The organism is Bacillus cereus group sp. Bc061, assembly GCF_027715825.1.
Taxonomy (GTDB): Bacteria; Bacillota; Bacilli; order Bacillales; family Bacillaceae_G; genus Bacillus_A; species Bacillus_A paranthracis.
In genome coordinates, this window is record NZ_JAQFTZ010000002.1 from 208,079 (window position 1) to 223,565 (window position 15,487).

The window sequence follows — 15,487 nt, forward strand, 5'->3', positions numbered from 1 at the left end:
AAATAAATTAAAAAAAGGTAATATAATATCGTTGTGCACATTCATACATTTACTTTTTCATAGAAAAATTCATGAATGGTACGTGCAGTCGGCATCGTTTTCATTTGTTTTACCGACATTACTCTCCCTGTGTCTTCACAAATACCATACATATCTATTTCCATTTTAAATAATGCACGTTCTACATCTTTTAAATCCTCTTTTATATCATGTAATAAAAGTTTTTTCTTTATCTCTTCCTTAATTTCATACCCAAGCTCTTCGCTAAACTCTGTATTATATTTGTACATAACCTCTTTAGCTAGCCTCTCTTGTAACTCTTTTCGCATCAATTGCAATTCTTCTTTGATTTCCATATACATTTCATTCACGTGTACATTCCTCCCAGTTGCAATGTACGATTAGTGTGTCCGAAATTTATATGCTTACCTCTCACACATTTTTCCTTCATAGGAAAGAGAGTGAAAGTTATTTCAATATACTGTTAACCAAAAAAATGACTGCACTTTACGTGCAGTCACCCCTTATTATTTTACATAATTTTCTTTAACAACCGTTGCGCAACGCTCACATAATGTTTCATGTTCAGCATCTTTACCAATTGTTTCTGAAACTACCCAACAACGTTCACATGTTTCACCAGTTGCTTGAACAACAACAACCGCTGTATGTTCATACTTCGGTGCATCTGCTGGCGCCTCTTCCATCATACCACCAAGTTTGTACTCAGAAACGATGAATAATTGCTTTAAGTCTTCGTTAATAGACTCTAACATAGCTTTCATTTCTGCAGTTGGATATAGCGTAATGCTTGCATTTAATGACTTACCGATTACCTTTTCATTACGAGCTACTTCTAACGCTTTTAATACGTCATCACGCAATGTCATAAATGCATCCCATTTTGTTTTTAATGCTTCTGCACCATCTAATTGTACAGCTTCTGGCATATCAGTTAATTGTACACTTTCTTCTGTTACACCTGGAATGTATGGCCATACTTCATCAGCTGTATGCGGTAAGATTGGTGTTACAAGTTTCGTCAATGCAACAAGAACATCATATAATACAGTTTGAATTGCACGACGATCTTCATGGTTCGCACCTTCAATGTATAAAATGTCTTTTGCAAAGTCTAAGTAGAATGAACTTAAATCAATTGTACAGAAGTTATGAATTGCATGATATACAGCAGCGAAGTCGTATGTCTCATATGCTTCTTTTACTTTTGTAATTAAGTCATTTAATTTCACTAACATGTAACGATCTACTTCACGAAGTTCAGCTATAGCTACTGTATTTTCACTTGGCTTAAAGTCGTCTAAGTTTCCTAATAAGAAACGGAATGTGTTACGGATTTTACGATACACTTCTGCTACTTGTTTTAAAATATCATCCGAAATACGTACATCAGATTGATAGTCAACAGAAGATACCCATAATCGTAAAATATCTCCGCCTAATTGATCCATAATTTTCTTCGGTACGACGATGTTTCCAATCGACTTACTCATTTTACGTCCTTCACCATCTAATACGAAACCGTGGCTTAGTACGCCTTTATATGGCGCTTTTCCTGTTACAGCAACTGCTGTCGATAATGAAGAGTTAAACCAACCACGATATTGGTCAGATCCTTCTAAATATAAATCTGCTGGACGTTGTAAGTCATCGCGCTCTTCTAATACTGCTTGGTGAGAAGAACCTGAGTCGAACCATACATCCATGATGTCTGTTTCTTTACGGAATTCACCATTTGGGCTACCTGGATGTGTAAATCCTTCTGGTAATAGATCTTTCGCTTCACGCTCAAACCATACGTTAGAACCGTGTTCACGGAATAAATCAGCTACATGGTTAATTGTTTCATCCGTAATGATTGGATCACCATTCTCAGCATAGAATACAGGTATTGGCACACCCCATGCACGTTGACGAGAAATACACCAGTCACCACGGTCACGAACCATGTTATGAAGACGAGTTTCGCCCCATGCTGGTACCCATTTTGTTTCCGCAACAGCTTCTAATAACTCTTTACGGAATGCTTCAATAGATGCAAACCACTGTGCTGTCGCACGGAAAATAATAGGTTTTTTCGTTCTCCAATCATGTGGATATGAATGCGTAATGAATGTTAGCTTCAGTAATGCGCCTACTTCTTCTAATTTTTCTGTAATTGGCTTGTTAGCTTTATCATAGAATAAGCCTTCAAATCCAGGTGCTTCCTCTGTTAATACACCTTTATCATCAACTGGACAAAGTACTTCTAAGCCATACTTTTTACCAACAATAAAGTCATCTTCCCCGTGTCCTGGTGCTGTATGAACACAACCTGTACCTGCATCTGTTGTTACGTGATCTCCTAGCATAACTAATGAATCACGATCGTAGAATGGATGCTTTGCAACTGTATACTCAAGCTCGCTACCTTTTACTGTTTTCACAACTTCAGCGTTTTCCCACTCTAACGTTTTTGCAACTGTCTCAAATAGTTCAGAAGCAATAATATATTTTTCACCATTTACTTTTACAATAGCGTATTCAAGTTCTGGGTGAACAGAAATACCTAAGTTTGCAGGCAACGTCCAAGGCGTTGTTGTCCAGATAATGTATTTCTCATCACCTTCTAATACGTTCTTTCCATCTTTTACAGGAAATGCTACGTAAATAGATGCAGATTTTTTATCTTGGTATTCAATTTCAGCTTCTGCTAAAGCTGATTCACTCGTTGGTGACCAATAAACTGGCTTTTGCCCTTTATAGATATAACCTTTTTTCGCCATATCACCAAACACTTTAATTTGTTGTGCTTCATATGCTGGCTCTAAAGTAATGTATGGGTTATCCCAATCAGCACGTACACCTAAACGCTTAAATTGCTCACGCTGACGTTCTACTTGTTCATATGCATACTCTGCACATAACTTACGGAACTCAGCAACTGTCATTTCTTTACGCTTCACACCTTTATTTGTTAAAGCTTGTTCAATTGGTAAACCGTGTGTATCCCAACCTGGGACATATGGTGCACAGAAACCAGTCATTGATTTATAACGAACGATAAAGTCTTTTAATACTTTATTTAATGCATGTCCCATATGAATGTCACCATTCGCATATGGAGGTCCATCATGCAGTACAAATAAAGGACGACCTTTCGTATGTTCTTGTACCTTTTCATAAATATTCATTTCCGCCCACTTTTCTTGCATTGCAGGCTCACGTTTTGGTAAATTCCCACGCATCGGGAACTCTGTTTTTGGCATTAGTAATGTATTTTTGTACTCCATGCTCAATTCCTCCTTACATGTATAAAAGAAAGACCTAAAAAAACGGAATAAAAAAGAGACTTTCTCATCCCAAAAAGGGACGAGAAAGTCTCCCGCGGTACCACCCTAGTAGATTCTATACGTATGTATACAATCCTCTTTATATTCTTAACGCGAATATACGCCTACGCTTACTCTATTTGTTCAGCGCGGAACTCCAGGGTGATATTCCCATTATCTCCTTATCCTGAGCTTACACCATCCTCAGTTCGCTATATAAGGTATGAAAAAGGTACTTATCCCTATCTTCGTTTTTCTTAATAAATATGTTGTTTAAAATTATATGTAATAATGAGAAAAACGTCAAGCTTACACTGTTTCTTCTTTTTTCAACAGCTCGTCTACTTCGTCTTCTAACTCAATTAGTTTATCCCAATCATCGTTGTTTAACATTTCAAGCTGTGTTTCTAATAACATACGGAAACGAGTGCGGAATACTTTCGCTTGTTTCTTTAGCTCTTCAATATCAAAAGCAACTTTTCTTGATTTTACTAAAGCTTCGTTAATAATACGGTCTGCATTCTTTTCAGCTTCACGTACAATTAATTTCGCTTCTTTTTGGGCATTACGTTTTACTTCTTCCGCTGCTTCTTGTGCAACAACGATAGATTTGTTTAACGTATCTTCAATATTAGAGAAATGATCTAACTTCCCTTCTAATTGCGCAACTTGTTCTTCTAAAGCTTTTTTCTCACGAATGACTAATTCATAATCTTTGATAATTTGATCAAGAAACTCATTTACTTGATCCTCATCATAGCCACGGAATCCGCGACCAAATTCTTTGTTATGAATATCTAATGGTGTTAACGGCACAACGCCACCTCCAAGTAGTTATCTAAATTTCCTCTTTCAATTATATCTTTTCTTCGACAAAATAGGAGGATTTCCTTCTAAAAAACCAATCATTTTAGTATACCATACAAAATTCTCCATTTGTCGCGCTTTGTTCTACCTTCTACAGAAAACAATTTACTGCGTCCATATCCTCTCACTGAAAAAACATCTCCTGGATAACATTCATAAGAGGTTTGCTCCACTATTTTCCAATTCACTTTTACTAAACCATTTTTTATGAAAGGTTGTACTTTTTGCCTAGATATATGTAACATTTCAGCTAACATAACATCTAAACGAAGTGAAGAAACCGTTCCGGATTTCTCCCCCCACGTTTCTTGTATCTGTAGAATTTTTTCCCCTTGCACTGGTGATAAGGAGACTTTCACTTTTCCTATAGATTGTAAGTTCATCTCAATATAAGATACAACTTCTTTCGCGACTACAATTTGGGCACGATCTTCTTGAAGCAAAATATCACCACATTTTTCTCTCGTTAAACCAAGAGACATAAATGTACCTAATATTTGCCTATGCTCTAGCGTATAAAACTTGGAAGGATAGTCAATTTCCAATACTTCTACTTGAAATTCCTCTTCATTTATTACTAGATAGTCCGGATAAATGAGTGCTCTTTTGCGCTCTGCTTGAGACGTTGCACCATCAAATTGTACAGCAACATCCCCTTGGCCTATTACCATAGTAACAATTTGTTGTTGCCTTGGATCAAGGAAATCTGTTAATTTCACTTGATGGTACTCCGCTGCTCGCTTCCACTCTAACACTTTATCCACAAAGACCACTTCATCAGGTCTAAAATGCTCGTAGATGCTCATACATATAACCTCTTACTATAAGAAATAGCCGAATAAACTTATTAAACCATTTGTCGCAAGTCTTAAAGCAAAGATCGCAACGAGTGGCGAAATATCAATCATACCAAGCGGCGGAATAAATCTGCGAAATGGTTCTAAATATGGTTCACAAATACGCGCAAGAAACTCTCCGAAAGTTGATTCCTTTGCACCTGGGAACCATGATAGGAGAATGTAAATAATAAGTGCCCACGAGTAAATCTCGATAGCATAAACTAAAAGTCTTAAAACGGTTTCCATGGCGTATTACCACCTCTTTATATTTGTGTCTTCTTCTTCACCGAATAACTCTGAAATTGCACCAACAATATCTACATTTTCAGGCGTACACATAAATGTTTTCGGTCCTATTTTTTGAATGTCCCCGCCTATAGCGTATACAGTACCACTTAAAAAGTCAACGATACGTACAGCTTGATCCGTAGACATTCGTTGTAAATTAATTACAACAGCTCGTCTACCTTTTAAATGGTCCGCAATTCCTTGCGCTTCCGAATATGTGCGTGGTTCTAATAAAACAACTTTTGAGGATTGCTTCGCTGTTTCAATGCTCACAACATTTTGTTTCGTTTGCGCTTTTGGAAACGTAACATCTTGTTGTTCTGGCGGATCTTGCTGCTTCTTCATGTCCGTTTGCTCCTTTTCATAACTATATTGAGCTGCTTCTTTTTCTTCAGGTGTATCAAAAAAGAAGTATTTTACTTTTGACCAACTCATAATAAGATTCTCCTTCCTTTTACGCTTTTCCTACTAAAATCGTCCCCAAACGAATGTATGTAGCACCTTCTTCAATTGCAATGGTGTAATCATTAGACATTCCCATTGATAATTCTTTACATGGTGCATGTAATAATTCTAACTCCTGCACCTCTGTTTGTAGCATACGTAATGTCTTAAAACAGCGTCTAATTTCTTCCTCTTCTTCTGTAAACGGAGCCATTGTCATTAGTCCAACCACTTCAATCTTATCCAATTCTTGCAAACTTTGAATAAAAGAAACGGTTTCTTCTATTGCCAATCCTTGCTTTGATTCTTCAGATGATGTTTTCACTTGAATAAAACATTTCACTTTCTTATCCGCACGTTTTTGAATTTCTTTTGCAAGTGAAAGACGATCTAATGAATGTAAATAATCGATTTCATTAATGATTTCTTTTACTTTTCTCGTTTGTAATGATCCAATAAAATGCCAATTCACTTTTGAACCAAAATGTTCATACTTCTGTAAGAAACCTTCATTTCTATTTTCACCTAAATCGATAATTCCTGCTTCAATTACTTCGTTTGTTTTTTCAATTCCTACCGTTTTTGTAACTGCAACGAGTTTAATATCTTGCAAAGAACGTCCCGCTCGCGCGCAAGATTGTTTAATTGCTTCGTTTACAGTTGTTAAATTTGTTTGTACTGTCACTTGCTTTCATCCTCCTTAAAACCTATGAAACTCAACATTCTCCCTGTCTTACCTTGATCACGACGGTGAGAGAAAAACAGTTGTTCTTCACAGCTTGTACAAAGAGATGACATTACAATATTCTCTTCTTTTATGCCTGCTTGTACACATAATATACGATTAATTTCTTTTAAATCAATTGCGTACTGTCCGTCAGAAACTTTTTTATAAGGAACAGAACCGTTTACTACTTGCTCTGCTGCTGTTAACACTCGATCATCAACAACGTAACAACAAGATCCAATTGCCGGTCCAATCGCAACATGAATTTCATCACTCGAAATCCCTTCTGCATTCCATTTTTGAATCATTTCTTTTGCAATCTCTTTTACAGTCCCTTTCCATCCAGCATGCGCAAGTCCTATCATACCATGTGATGGTGCATAAAAATAGAGTGGAACACAATCAGCATAACAAGATGTTAAAAGAACATCATTATTAGTCGTATAAATGCCATCTGTTTTTGAAATGCCGTCTTCATATGAATAAACGCCACTTCCTTTTTCCTGTTGTCCTACTTTTTCAACATGATGATCATGAACTTGTTCAGAGCAAATCCAGTTTTCTAATGGTTTTTGTAACTTATTTGCTAAAATGCGTCTATTTTCATGAACGTTCTCGGCAATATCATTCACATGTAATCCTAAATTCATTGCATGAAAGGAGCCCGTACTTACCCCACCATCTTTTGTCGTAAATCCAGCAGTAATGTTTCCAAGTTCTTTCCACGCTTCTAAATACAGTATACCGTCCACATATTTAAATGGTTCTCTCATAACAGCGGCTCCTTTTAATTAAAATAACATAAAAAAGCATGGTACTTCCTGTCTATTTTACCATACTTTTATTTTTTCATAATCCTAACAGAAAAAAAAGAGGAATTTGTAATATTCTTTATGAAATTGTCGGTGTTTGTATTGATTCTGTTACAGAATTAACAGGATTTACTCTAACAAGTATGACATCTTCCCCAATTTTCACAATTTCTTTCCAAGGAATTACAATTTCTACGTCTTTCCCAAAAATCCCAAACATACGTGCCTGTTTAGAAATAATAATAGAATCGATCTTCCCTGTGTTCATATCAATTTCAATATCACCAATATTACCCAGCCTTTTTCCGTCTGAAACATTTATTATATCTTTCATCTGCAATTCCGAAATTTGTATCACTTTCATCCTCTCCCTTATATATGACGAATCGAAAAAACATTGTTTCTCAAATGAACAGGAAGCAACCTCTTACCCACTTCATATTATTTTCATTATATGAACACAGCTACCCTACTATGAGCGCAAACAAACTATATGATATATAAAAAGGTTTCACCATAAATGGTGAAACCTTATCCTTGAATTGTCTTATTCATTTGTTTAATAGCTGATTTCTCTAAACGTGACACTTGTGCTTGAGAAATCCCAATTTCTTCTGCAACTTCCATTTGTGTTTTCCCTTGGAAGAAACGTTTGCGAATAATCATTTTCTCACGATCATTTAAACGCTTCATTCCTTCTTTTAGTGCTAGCTCTTCAACCCACTGCTCGTCCTTTTGTTTTTCATCACTTAACTGATCCATAACAAAGATAGGATCTCCCCCATCGTTATAAATCGGCTCAAATAATGAAACTGGATCTTGAATTGCATCTAAAGCAAAAACGATTTCTTCATGAGTCACTTCAAGCACTTTTGCAATATCCATTGCTGTTGGTTCTTTTGAATTTTCTGCAATCAACTTTTCTCTTACTTGTAACGCTTTATACGCAATATCTCGTAATGAACGAGATACGCGAATCGGATTGTTATCACGCAAATATCTGCGTATTTCCCCAATAATCATCGGCACAGCATACGTTGAAAATTTTACATTTTGACCTAAATCAAAATTATCAATGGATTTCATAAGTCCGATGCAACCAACTTGAAATAAATCGTCAACATATTCTCCTCTGTTATTAAATCTTTGGATGACGCTCAGTACAAGACGTAAGTTTCCATTCACTAATTTCTCTCTTGCGCTTATCTCTCCACTTTGCATTTCACGAAATAATTTACGCATTTCATCATTTTTTAGTACGGGAAGTTTAGCTGTATCAACACCGCAAATTTCTACTTTGTTTCTCGTCAAAGTGTTCCCTCCTATCGGGAGTTGCTGTACAGTGTAAAGTATTTCCTTTGAAGGAGATTTTATGCATGCGGTTTTCTCTTCATTTTTCATTTTCGTTGTCCTTCCTCATACAACGAAAGAGAATAAGACCAGCCTACATAACGGCTGGTCTTATTCTTTACACCATTTTATTAAATTCTTTTCGTAATCTTTTTATGATTCTTTTTTCTAAACGCGAAATGTATGACTGTGAAATCCCAAGCATATCCGCTACATCTTTTTGCGTCTTTTCCTCTCCTCCAGCAAGCCCAAACCGAAGTTCCATAATTTGTTTTTCACGATCATTTAATTGATGTAATGCTTTCATTAGAAGATGACGATCAACAGTAGCTTCTAAATCTTTTGTAATAATATCATCGTCTGTCCCTAATACATCTGATAATAAAAGTTCATTCCCGTCCCAATCGATGTTAAGCGGTTCATCAAAAGAAACTTCTGAACGATTTTTATTATTCCGGCGCAAATGCATTAAAATTTCATTTTCTATACAACGTGATGCATATGTTGCTAATTTTATTTTCTTTTCTGGATTAAATGTATTTACCGCTTTAATAAGCCCAATTGTTCCAATGCTAATTAAATCTTCAATATTTATCCCTGTATTTTCAAACTTTCTTGCTATATATACAACTAGCCGTAAATTGCGTTCAATCAGTAACGACCTTGCTGCCTGATCTCCTTTTGGCAATTTATTCAAAAGAACTTCCTCTTCTTCTTTCGTTAACGGTGGTGGTAACGCTTCACTTCCACCAATGTAATAAATTTCATCGGTCTTAATTCCTAATTTCAACAATACTTTATACCAAAGGTATACTAAATAAAATTTTAATTTCATCATATTATCCCGCCTCCCATTATTAAGCAATTACCATTTTTTGCGAAATTAACATTTTCGGATGCACAATACATTGATACTCTCCATTGGTTGACAACTGTTGTGTATTTAATCCAATCAATACTTTATTGACGACAATAGAACTACCTTCATGATAAATTTGTACACTTTCTGGCTTAATTGCCCATAAAAATTGATTCTCCACTCCTACTGCTCGGAAAGGAATTAAGCGTAATTTTGTCGCCCACCCAGAATCATTTTCTGGTATTTGAGGAATCTCTGTTTTGGAATAAATTTGTTCTGTTAACCAAGCTGGTAAACAATGTTCTAACGATGAAATATGCATAATCATAACAGGTGTTTTCGTTAACGGGTCGTAAAGTTGATTCCCACTATCAATTAAACCTGCGAGTTCTAGTTCCTCTTCAGCTAATTGAATTTTCAATTTCACAATTTGATCATAGTGTATTTTTGTAACCTCTACGCTTTCAATACGCTTTTTAGAAAAATAATAAATGACTGGAAAACCAAAAATAACGAACAACCAACTAATTGGGTCACCATAAGAAATTGATTGAGATTGAACCAACCCATTTACCATTTCATTCGTTTGCAAAAAGAAATGAGTGCCCATTAATCCTCCGCCAACCATAAAGGTTACAAAGTAAAAAGTAAAAACAGTTTGTGCATAATTTCTAAATGTTGTAAACCCAAATGCTGTATACACAATAAGTAACGAGTACAGTAGTTTCATAATCGGATGTGTCATCATAGAAGCAAAAGGAGTAAAGGCAAAAATAACAATGGTTGAACCTATCAATGCCCCTAACACAAGCCTCCATCTTTTGATCTTCTTTTTTAACACGGTAGCCGTTAATAAAAGTAAAAGAAAATCAATGCAGGCGTTTAACAACCAAACAACGTCGGCGTAAACAACCAAACAATTCACCTCTTTTTTTAAGTTGAGACTAGTATAATGCATATCCAATAGGAAAGTGTGTCAATTTGCGGAGGTGTTTTTTTGTTATTTTGTGCTTTCTAGACATAATCTGTCGGTAAAAAATAAAAGTATATGTTTCATAGAATGCTATATACTTTTTACTTACATATAAAGTGAAACTTTAATCACCACGCACCAATCATGTTATCCGGCAAATAGCGAAATAGATTAAAATATATAAAATAAAAAAAGACCTGCTTAGGCAGATCTTTTCCCCGTATAAAACAAAAAAGGAGCATAAATGCTCCTTTTCTTTTATCGTCTACGACGATTACGTAAAAATGCTGGAATATCGATATCATCTGAATCTGAATGACGCTCATGTACAACTGGCTCTTCACGCTTCATTTCACGTTTTACTTCACGTTGTTTTGGTGGTTGAGCTACTGGCTGTTGCTGTTGTTGCGTGTGATTCACATTCGGACGGATAATTGGTTTTGGTGGTTGAGTTGCAATTGTATCATCAAAACCAGTTGCAATTACAGTTACAACGATATCATCTTTTAATCCTTCATTAATAACCGAACCGAAGATCATATTTACTTCTGGATCTGAAGCTGAAGCTACAATATCTGCCGCTTCTTGTACTTCATATAAGCTTAAGTTAGCTCCACCAGTAATATTCATGATAACACCTTGAGCTCCATCAATAGATGTTTCTAATAATGGACTAGAAATCGCTTTTTTCGCAGCTTCAGCAGCACGATTTTCTCCATTACCAGAACCAATACCCATTAAAGCAGAACCTCTATTAGACATAATTGTTTTTACGTCTGCGAAGTCTAAGTTAATTAAACCTGGTGTTGCAATTAAATCAGAAATACCTTGAACACCTTGACGTAATACGTTATCCGCTTCACGGAATGCCTCTAACATTGGCGTGTTTTTATCAACAATCTCTAATAAGCGATCGTTTGGAATTACAATAAGTGTATCTACATTTTCTTTAAATGCTGCAATACCAGATGCCGCTTGTGTTGCACGCTTACGTCCTTCAAATGTAAATGGACGTGTTACAACACCAACTGTTAATGCACCTAATTCTTTTGCCACTTGAGCAACAACTGGCGCTGCACCAGTTCCAGTTCCGCCGCCCATACCAGCAGTTACGAATACCATATCAGCACCACGAAGTGCTTCTTGGATCTGTTCTTTACTTTCTTCTGCAGCTTTTTTCCCTACTTCAGGGTTTGCACCTGCACCAAGTCCACGTGTTAATTTTCCACCAATTTGCATTTTTGTTTCAGCTTTTGATAGATTTAATGCTTGTGCATCAGTATTCACAGCGATAAAGTCTACACCTTGTACACCGTGTTCAATCATACGGTTTACAGCATTGTTTCCGCCACCGCCGACACCGATAACTTTTATATTCGCTAATTGATCTTGAGTAGTATCAAACTCTAACATGTCGAAATCCCCCTAGAACCTCATTTTTCGTGTCCAATTTTAATCCCATAAATAACGGAATACACGTTTTACTTTTGACATCATACGGTCATCATTTTGATTATTATTGTTTTGATTACGAGTTTTTTGTTTCGCAGGTTGCTGTTGTACCGGCGCTGGAGCTTGTGCTGGTACTGGTTCAAAATGCTCTTGCTTTTCCTGTACATTTTTCCCACGTAATTTAGCTTTTTGATAAGAATGTTTAATTAATCCTACTCCACTTGTATATTGTGGCTCACGCACACCAATATAATCAGGAGTTGCTATACGAACATTTTCATGTAAAATATCATATGCAAGATCAAGGACACCTGGCATAGAAGCAATTCCACCAGTTAGTACATAACCAGAAGCTACTTGCTTTACTCCTAACTTACGCACTTCATCTTGAACAAACATTAAAATTTCCTCTACACGAGCCTCTATTATATCCGATAATTCCAACTGAGAATATTGTTCTGTTTGATCGCTTCCCATAATAGGAACCGTAAACATCTCTTCTTCAGATGCTGTATCATAAAAAGCATGTCCATATTTCAACTTAATTTGATCTGCATTTTCTGTTGAAGTTTTCAACCCAATTGCAATATCCTTCGTTATATGGTCTCCACCTAATGGTAATACGCTCGTCGCTTGTAACTCTCCATCTTTAAAAATAGATAAAGTTGTAGATCCTCCCCCCATATCAACAAGGGCTACTCCTCTATTTTTTTCATCTGAAGATATAGCAACTGTTGCAGCCGCTAAAGGTTGAAGACAAATATCAACAATTTCAAGACCTGCTTTTTCTACACAACGAAGTAGGTTATGTAGTAAAGTTCTCGAGCCTGTAATAAGTGTACCTTCCATTTCTAATCTTACACCGATCATCCCGCGCGGATCGTTAATCTCGTCAAGACCGTCTACAATGAACTGTCGAGGTACCACATCAATAAACTCACGTTCTGGAGCAATTGACACAACTTGTGCTGCATCTAGAACGCGTAAGACATCTTCATTCCCGATTTCACGATCTTCATTTGAAACAGCGACTACTCCGTGACAAGGAAGTAGCTGTACCTGGTTTGCATTGACACCTACTACAACTTGCTCAATGTGGATTCCCACCATGCGCTCAGCTTGTTCAATTGCTTTTTTAATTGATCGAACAGTCTCGTCTATATCAACTATCGATCCCTTCTTTAAACCATTTGATTTTACATTTCCAACACCAATAATGTTTAAGCTGTCATTAACCATTTCACCAATGATGACTTTAACATTGGATGTACCGATGTCAAGACTAACATATATTTCATTGCTGTTCATTCTTTGGCACCTCCTTCTTTATTTATACCATACAACTCAATATATGGAACAACAATCGCAACTTTACTATTTATAAGAAAAATATTCAACGTCTTTATACGTTTCCCTTTTTTAACCCTATATTTTTCTTATTTTTATTTAACATTCATTTAAGAATATTGCAGTAAACTGTGAATAACTGCTTATCTTGAAATAATTCTATTTCAAGTGTAAAGATTACCGCCAAGTATAAGTCTACACTAAGATGTACTCATAGAAAAGTGAAACTTGTACCAATCCTAGTATGAATCTAAGAATTTTTACATATTTTTCATCAAATGAACCATTCTTGTAAATTCCTATGCACCAAGCAGAACATTCGTTTCGTTTTTTTCTACAATAACGTAGTGAAAACTATCATTCTATTCTTTTTTTTCTTCTGCTCCTAATTCTTTCGTATACGCCCCTACTTCTAAATCAATTAATACCTTTTTACCTGGCTCAATTGTTTTTAAGATAAGTGGATAAGCTTCCATACGTTTTGCAAAATTTTGAATCGTAGTGCTCACTTCATACCCTTCATTCATATATAAAGTAAGGTGGTCTTCATTCGCATTTGTCGGTGAATAACGAATTTCAGAAATAGACCTTAAAATAGTTGGTGTTAATTTTTCAAGCTCAGCAATTAACTCCTTCATTTTTTCCTCTTTAAAAGGTTCAAAAATTGGCGCTGCAACAGGAAGTTTTCCGTTCGGGAGTACATCAAGTGTTTTCCCGTTCTCTAATAACGGTTGTAATTTCCCATCTTTGTTTATATAACCAATCGTTAAATATTCTTCAATATGAACGTCAATTTTATTTGGAAAACGTTTCTTTACATTTACTGCTTTAATTTCTTTTCGTTTCGTTAAGTTTTCTTCTGCTTTATGTGCTGTCACTCGGAAATAACTTGTATCATATGTCACACCTGATTCCTTCATCACTTGTTCATCTGTCATATAATGATTTCCAAACACGCTTATCTTTTTTATATTGCTAAGTGGAGACCGAAAATAAATTAAAAAGAGAACTAATAGAAATAAAATTGATATGTATAAAATCAACCGATGATTAACATTTTTCTTCTTTTTTTTCTGTTGATTTTTTAACTTTGGTACACGATCCTGTAGTTTAATTACTTTACTATTTTTCATGTACGATCCCCCTACGTAACATAAAGAACGGCATGTTCCTCATGCCGTTCTTATCTTCTTATTATAACATAAATGATAATGAGCGGAACGAATAACCGTTATCTTCCAATGATTTCTACTTCTGTATGCATTTCTACGCCAAATCCATCCTTAATTGTTTGTTTTATTAATGCAATTAAAGATAAGACATCTTGCGCGCTGGCTCCCCCAGTATTAATAATAAAATTCCCATGCATTTCAGAAATTTGAGCTCCACCTATTTGATAACCACGAAGCCCCGCCTTTTCTATTAAATCTCCTGCAAAGTATGGAGTTGGATTCCGAAACACACTTCCTGCGCACGGATGATTCCATGGCTGTGTTTCACGACGGTAATCTTTATTCTTTTGCATAACACTTACAATTCTCTCACGCTCACCTATTTGTAATTGAAACTCAGCCTCCAAAACAATACCAGGACGTTTCGTTTGCAATACAGATGTACGATAGGAAAACTCCATTTCTCCATGCGTTAACCAGTCAATTGTTCCGTCTTCAAACAAAATAAGAGCTTTTGATAATATGTTTGATATATCCGAATTATGTGCTCCTGCATTCATATACACTGCACCGCCAACACTTCCTGGAATACCACTTGCGAACTCCAGACCGGCTAACCCTTGCCGACTAAGTAAAGTTGATAATTTAATTAGGGGATACCCACCACCAACTCTTACTCTATGTTTTTCGACTTCTAAGTGGTCTAATCCTTCTCCTAAACGAATAACGACACCTTCTATACCTAGATCAGATACAAGAAGGTTCGAACCGCGACCAATTACAGTCCACTTTGTTTTATATTTCTTTACTAACTGCAACGTTTTTTCAATACCGGCAACATGCTTTGGCACAATTAAAATATCAGCTGGTCCACCTATTTTCATAGTTGTATAACGTGCTAACGGTTCATCCACTAACACACGACCAACATTTGCTTCTATAAGCTCATTTACTAATTGCTCCATAAACAATCTCCCCCATACTAAGCATCCTTATTACAGTAGTATGCAGGGCGTTCACCTAAC

16 protein-coding genes and 1 other annotated feature are annotated in these 15,487 nt (G+C 36.0%); all 16 genes read right to left on the reverse strand.

The features are described from left to right. Window positions 1-41: 41 nt before the first annotated feature. Window positions 42-371, reverse strand: coding sequence for a molecular chaperone DnaK (locus PDQ40_RS10290; protein WP_001004664.1), 330 nt, complete (start codon window positions 369-371; stop codon window positions 42-44). A gap of 156 nt (window positions 372-527) precedes the next feature. Continuing rightward, the gene (ileS2, locus tag PDQ40_RS10295) at window positions 528-3,293 is read right to left on the reverse strand and encodes an isoleucine--tRNA ligase (protein WP_000455934.1); all 2,766 of its coding nucleotides are present in this window, start codon (window positions 3,291-3,293) and stop codon (window positions 528-530) included. Window positions 3,294-3,365: 72 nt separating this feature from the next. Further along, window positions 3,366-3,590, reverse strand: a binding site (T-box leader). A 51-nt stretch (window positions 3,591-3,641) separates the two neighbouring features. Beyond that, on the reverse strand, window positions 3,642-4,148 hold the full coding sequence (divIVA, locus tag PDQ40_RS10300) for a septum site-determining protein DivIVA (RefSeq protein WP_001131612.1): 507 nt from the start codon (window positions 4,146-4,148) through the stop codon (window positions 3,642-3,644). A gap of 89 nt (window positions 4,149-4,237) precedes the next feature. Next, window positions 4,238-5,005: a YlmH family RNA-binding protein gene (locus PDQ40_RS10305; RefSeq protein WP_000029724.1), complete on the reverse strand. Its 768-nt coding sequence runs from the start codon at window positions 5,003-5,005 to the stop codon at window positions 4,238-4,240. Between the two features lie 15 nt (window positions 5,006-5,020). Next, on the reverse strand, window positions 5,021-5,284 hold the full coding sequence (locus PDQ40_RS10310; protein WP_000450920.1) for a YggT family protein: 264 nt from the start codon (window positions 5,282-5,284) through the stop codon (window positions 5,021-5,023). 6 nt (window positions 5,285-5,290) lie between these two features. After that, window positions 5,291-5,761: a cell division protein SepF gene (locus tag PDQ40_RS10315; RefSeq protein ID WP_000119138.1), complete on the reverse strand. Its 471-nt coding sequence runs from the start codon at window positions 5,759-5,761 to the stop codon at window positions 5,291-5,293. A gap of 19 nt (window positions 5,762-5,780) precedes the next feature. After that, a complete protein-coding gene (locus tag PDQ40_RS10320; RefSeq protein WP_000218169.1) occupies window positions 5,781-6,455 on the reverse strand; it encodes a YggS family pyridoxal phosphate-dependent enzyme in 675 nt (224 codons plus the stop codon). Beyond that, on the reverse strand, window positions 6,452-7,270 hold the full coding sequence (gene pgeF / locus PDQ40_RS10325) for a peptidoglycan editing factor PgeF (protein ID WP_001209002.1): 819 nt from the start codon (window positions 7,268-7,270) through the stop codon (window positions 6,452-6,454). Before pgeF ends, PDQ40_RS10320 begins: the two co-directional genes overlap by 4 nt. 118 nt (window positions 7,271-7,388) lie before the next feature. After that, the gene (locus PDQ40_RS10330) at window positions 7,389-7,673 is read right to left on the reverse strand and encodes a YlmC/YmxH family sporulation protein (protein WP_001998116.1); all 285 of its coding nucleotides are present in this window, start codon (window positions 7,671-7,673) and stop codon (window positions 7,389-7,391) included. A 167-nt stretch (window positions 7,674-7,840) separates the two neighbouring features. After that, window positions 7,841-8,620 (reverse strand): RNA polymerase sporulation sigma factor SigG, encoded by a 780-nt coding sequence (gene sigG, locus PDQ40_RS10335; RefSeq protein ID WP_000197753.1) that lies wholly within the window; start codon window positions 8,618-8,620, stop codon window positions 7,841-7,843. Window positions 8,621-8,777: 157 nt separating this feature from the next. Continuing rightward, complete coding sequence (gene sigE / locus PDQ40_RS10340; protein WP_000976948.1) at window positions 8,778-9,497, reverse strand: RNA polymerase sporulation sigma factor SigE; 720 nt, start codon at window positions 9,495-9,497, stop codon at window positions 8,778-8,780. Between the two features lie 19 nt (window positions 9,498-9,516). After that, window positions 9,517-10,434 (reverse strand): sigma-E processing peptidase SpoIIGA, encoded by a 918-nt coding sequence (gene spoIIGA / locus PDQ40_RS10345; protein ID WP_000261993.1) that lies wholly within the window; start codon window positions 10,432-10,434, stop codon window positions 9,517-9,519. 315 nt (window positions 10,435-10,749) lie between these two features. Further along, window positions 10,750-11,904, reverse strand: a complete 1,155-nt coding sequence (gene ftsZ / locus PDQ40_RS10350; RefSeq protein WP_000888991.1) for a cell division protein FtsZ — start codon at window positions 11,902-11,904, stop codon at window positions 10,750-10,752. 39 nt (window positions 11,905-11,943) lie between these two features. Beyond that, window positions 11,944-13,251 carry a cell division protein FtsA gene (ftsA, locus tag PDQ40_RS10355; RefSeq protein ID WP_001087555.1) on the reverse strand — a complete coding sequence of 436 codons (1,308 nt, stop codon included), beginning with the start codon at window positions 13,249-13,251 and terminating at the stop codon, window positions 11,944-11,946. A 401-nt stretch (window positions 13,252-13,652) separates the two neighbouring features. Further along, window positions 13,653-14,423 carry a cell division protein DivIB gene (gene divIB, locus PDQ40_RS10360; protein WP_000798222.1) on the reverse strand — a complete coding sequence of 257 codons (771 nt, stop codon included), beginning with the start codon at window positions 14,421-14,423 and terminating at the stop codon, window positions 13,653-13,655. A 98-nt stretch (window positions 14,424-14,521) separates the two neighbouring features. Continuing rightward, window positions 14,522-15,427 carry a UDP-N-acetylmuramate dehydrogenase gene (gene murB / locus PDQ40_RS10365; RefSeq protein ID WP_000437042.1) on the reverse strand — a complete coding sequence of 302 codons (906 nt, stop codon included), beginning with the start codon at window positions 15,425-15,427 and terminating at the stop codon, window positions 14,522-14,524. Window positions 15,428-15,487: the final 60 nt, after the last annotated feature.

Excerpts from the sequence above, each read along its gene's own strand:
- divIB (WP_000798222.1), bottom strand. The coding sequence starts at position 14,423 with ATGAAAAATAGTAAAGTAATTAAACTACAGGATCGTGTACCAAAGTTA.
- ftsA (WP_001087555.1), bottom strand. The coding sequence starts at position 13,251 with ATGAACAGCAATGAAATATATGTTAGTCTTGACATCGGTACATCCAAT.
- PDQ40_RS10330 (WP_001998116.1), bottom strand. The coding sequence starts at position 7,673 with ATGAAAGTGATACAAATTTCGGAATTGCAGATGAAAGATATAATAAAT.
- murB (WP_000437042.1), bottom strand. The coding sequence starts at position 15,427 with ATGGAGCAATTAGTAAATGAGCTTATAGAAGCAAATGTTGGTCGTGTG.
- ftsZ (WP_000888991.1), bottom strand. The coding sequence starts at position 11,904 with ATGTTAGAGTTTGATACTACTCAAGATCAATTAGCGAATATAAAAGTT.
- PDQ40_RS10305 (WP_000029724.1), bottom strand. The coding sequence starts at position 5,005 with ATGAGCATCTACGAGCATTTTAGACCTGATGAAGTGGTCTTTGTGGAT.
- ileS2 (WP_000455934.1), bottom strand. The coding sequence starts at position 3,293 with ATGGAGTACAAAAATACATTACTAATGCCAAAAACAGAGTTCCCGATG.
- sigE (WP_000976948.1), bottom strand. The coding sequence starts at position 9,497 with ATGATGAAATTAAAATTTTATTTAGTATACCTTTGGTATAAAGTATTG.
- PDQ40_RS10310 (WP_000450920.1), bottom strand. The coding sequence starts at position 5,284 with ATGGAAACCGTTTTAAGACTTTTAGTTTATGCTATCGAGATTTACTCG.
- PDQ40_RS10315 (WP_000119138.1), bottom strand. The coding sequence starts at position 5,761 with ATGAGTTGGTCAAAAGTAAAATACTTCTTTTTTGATACACCTGAAGAA.
- pgeF (WP_001209002.1), bottom strand. The coding sequence starts at position 7,270 with ATGAGAGAACCATTTAAATATGTGGACGGTATACTGTATTTAGAAGCG.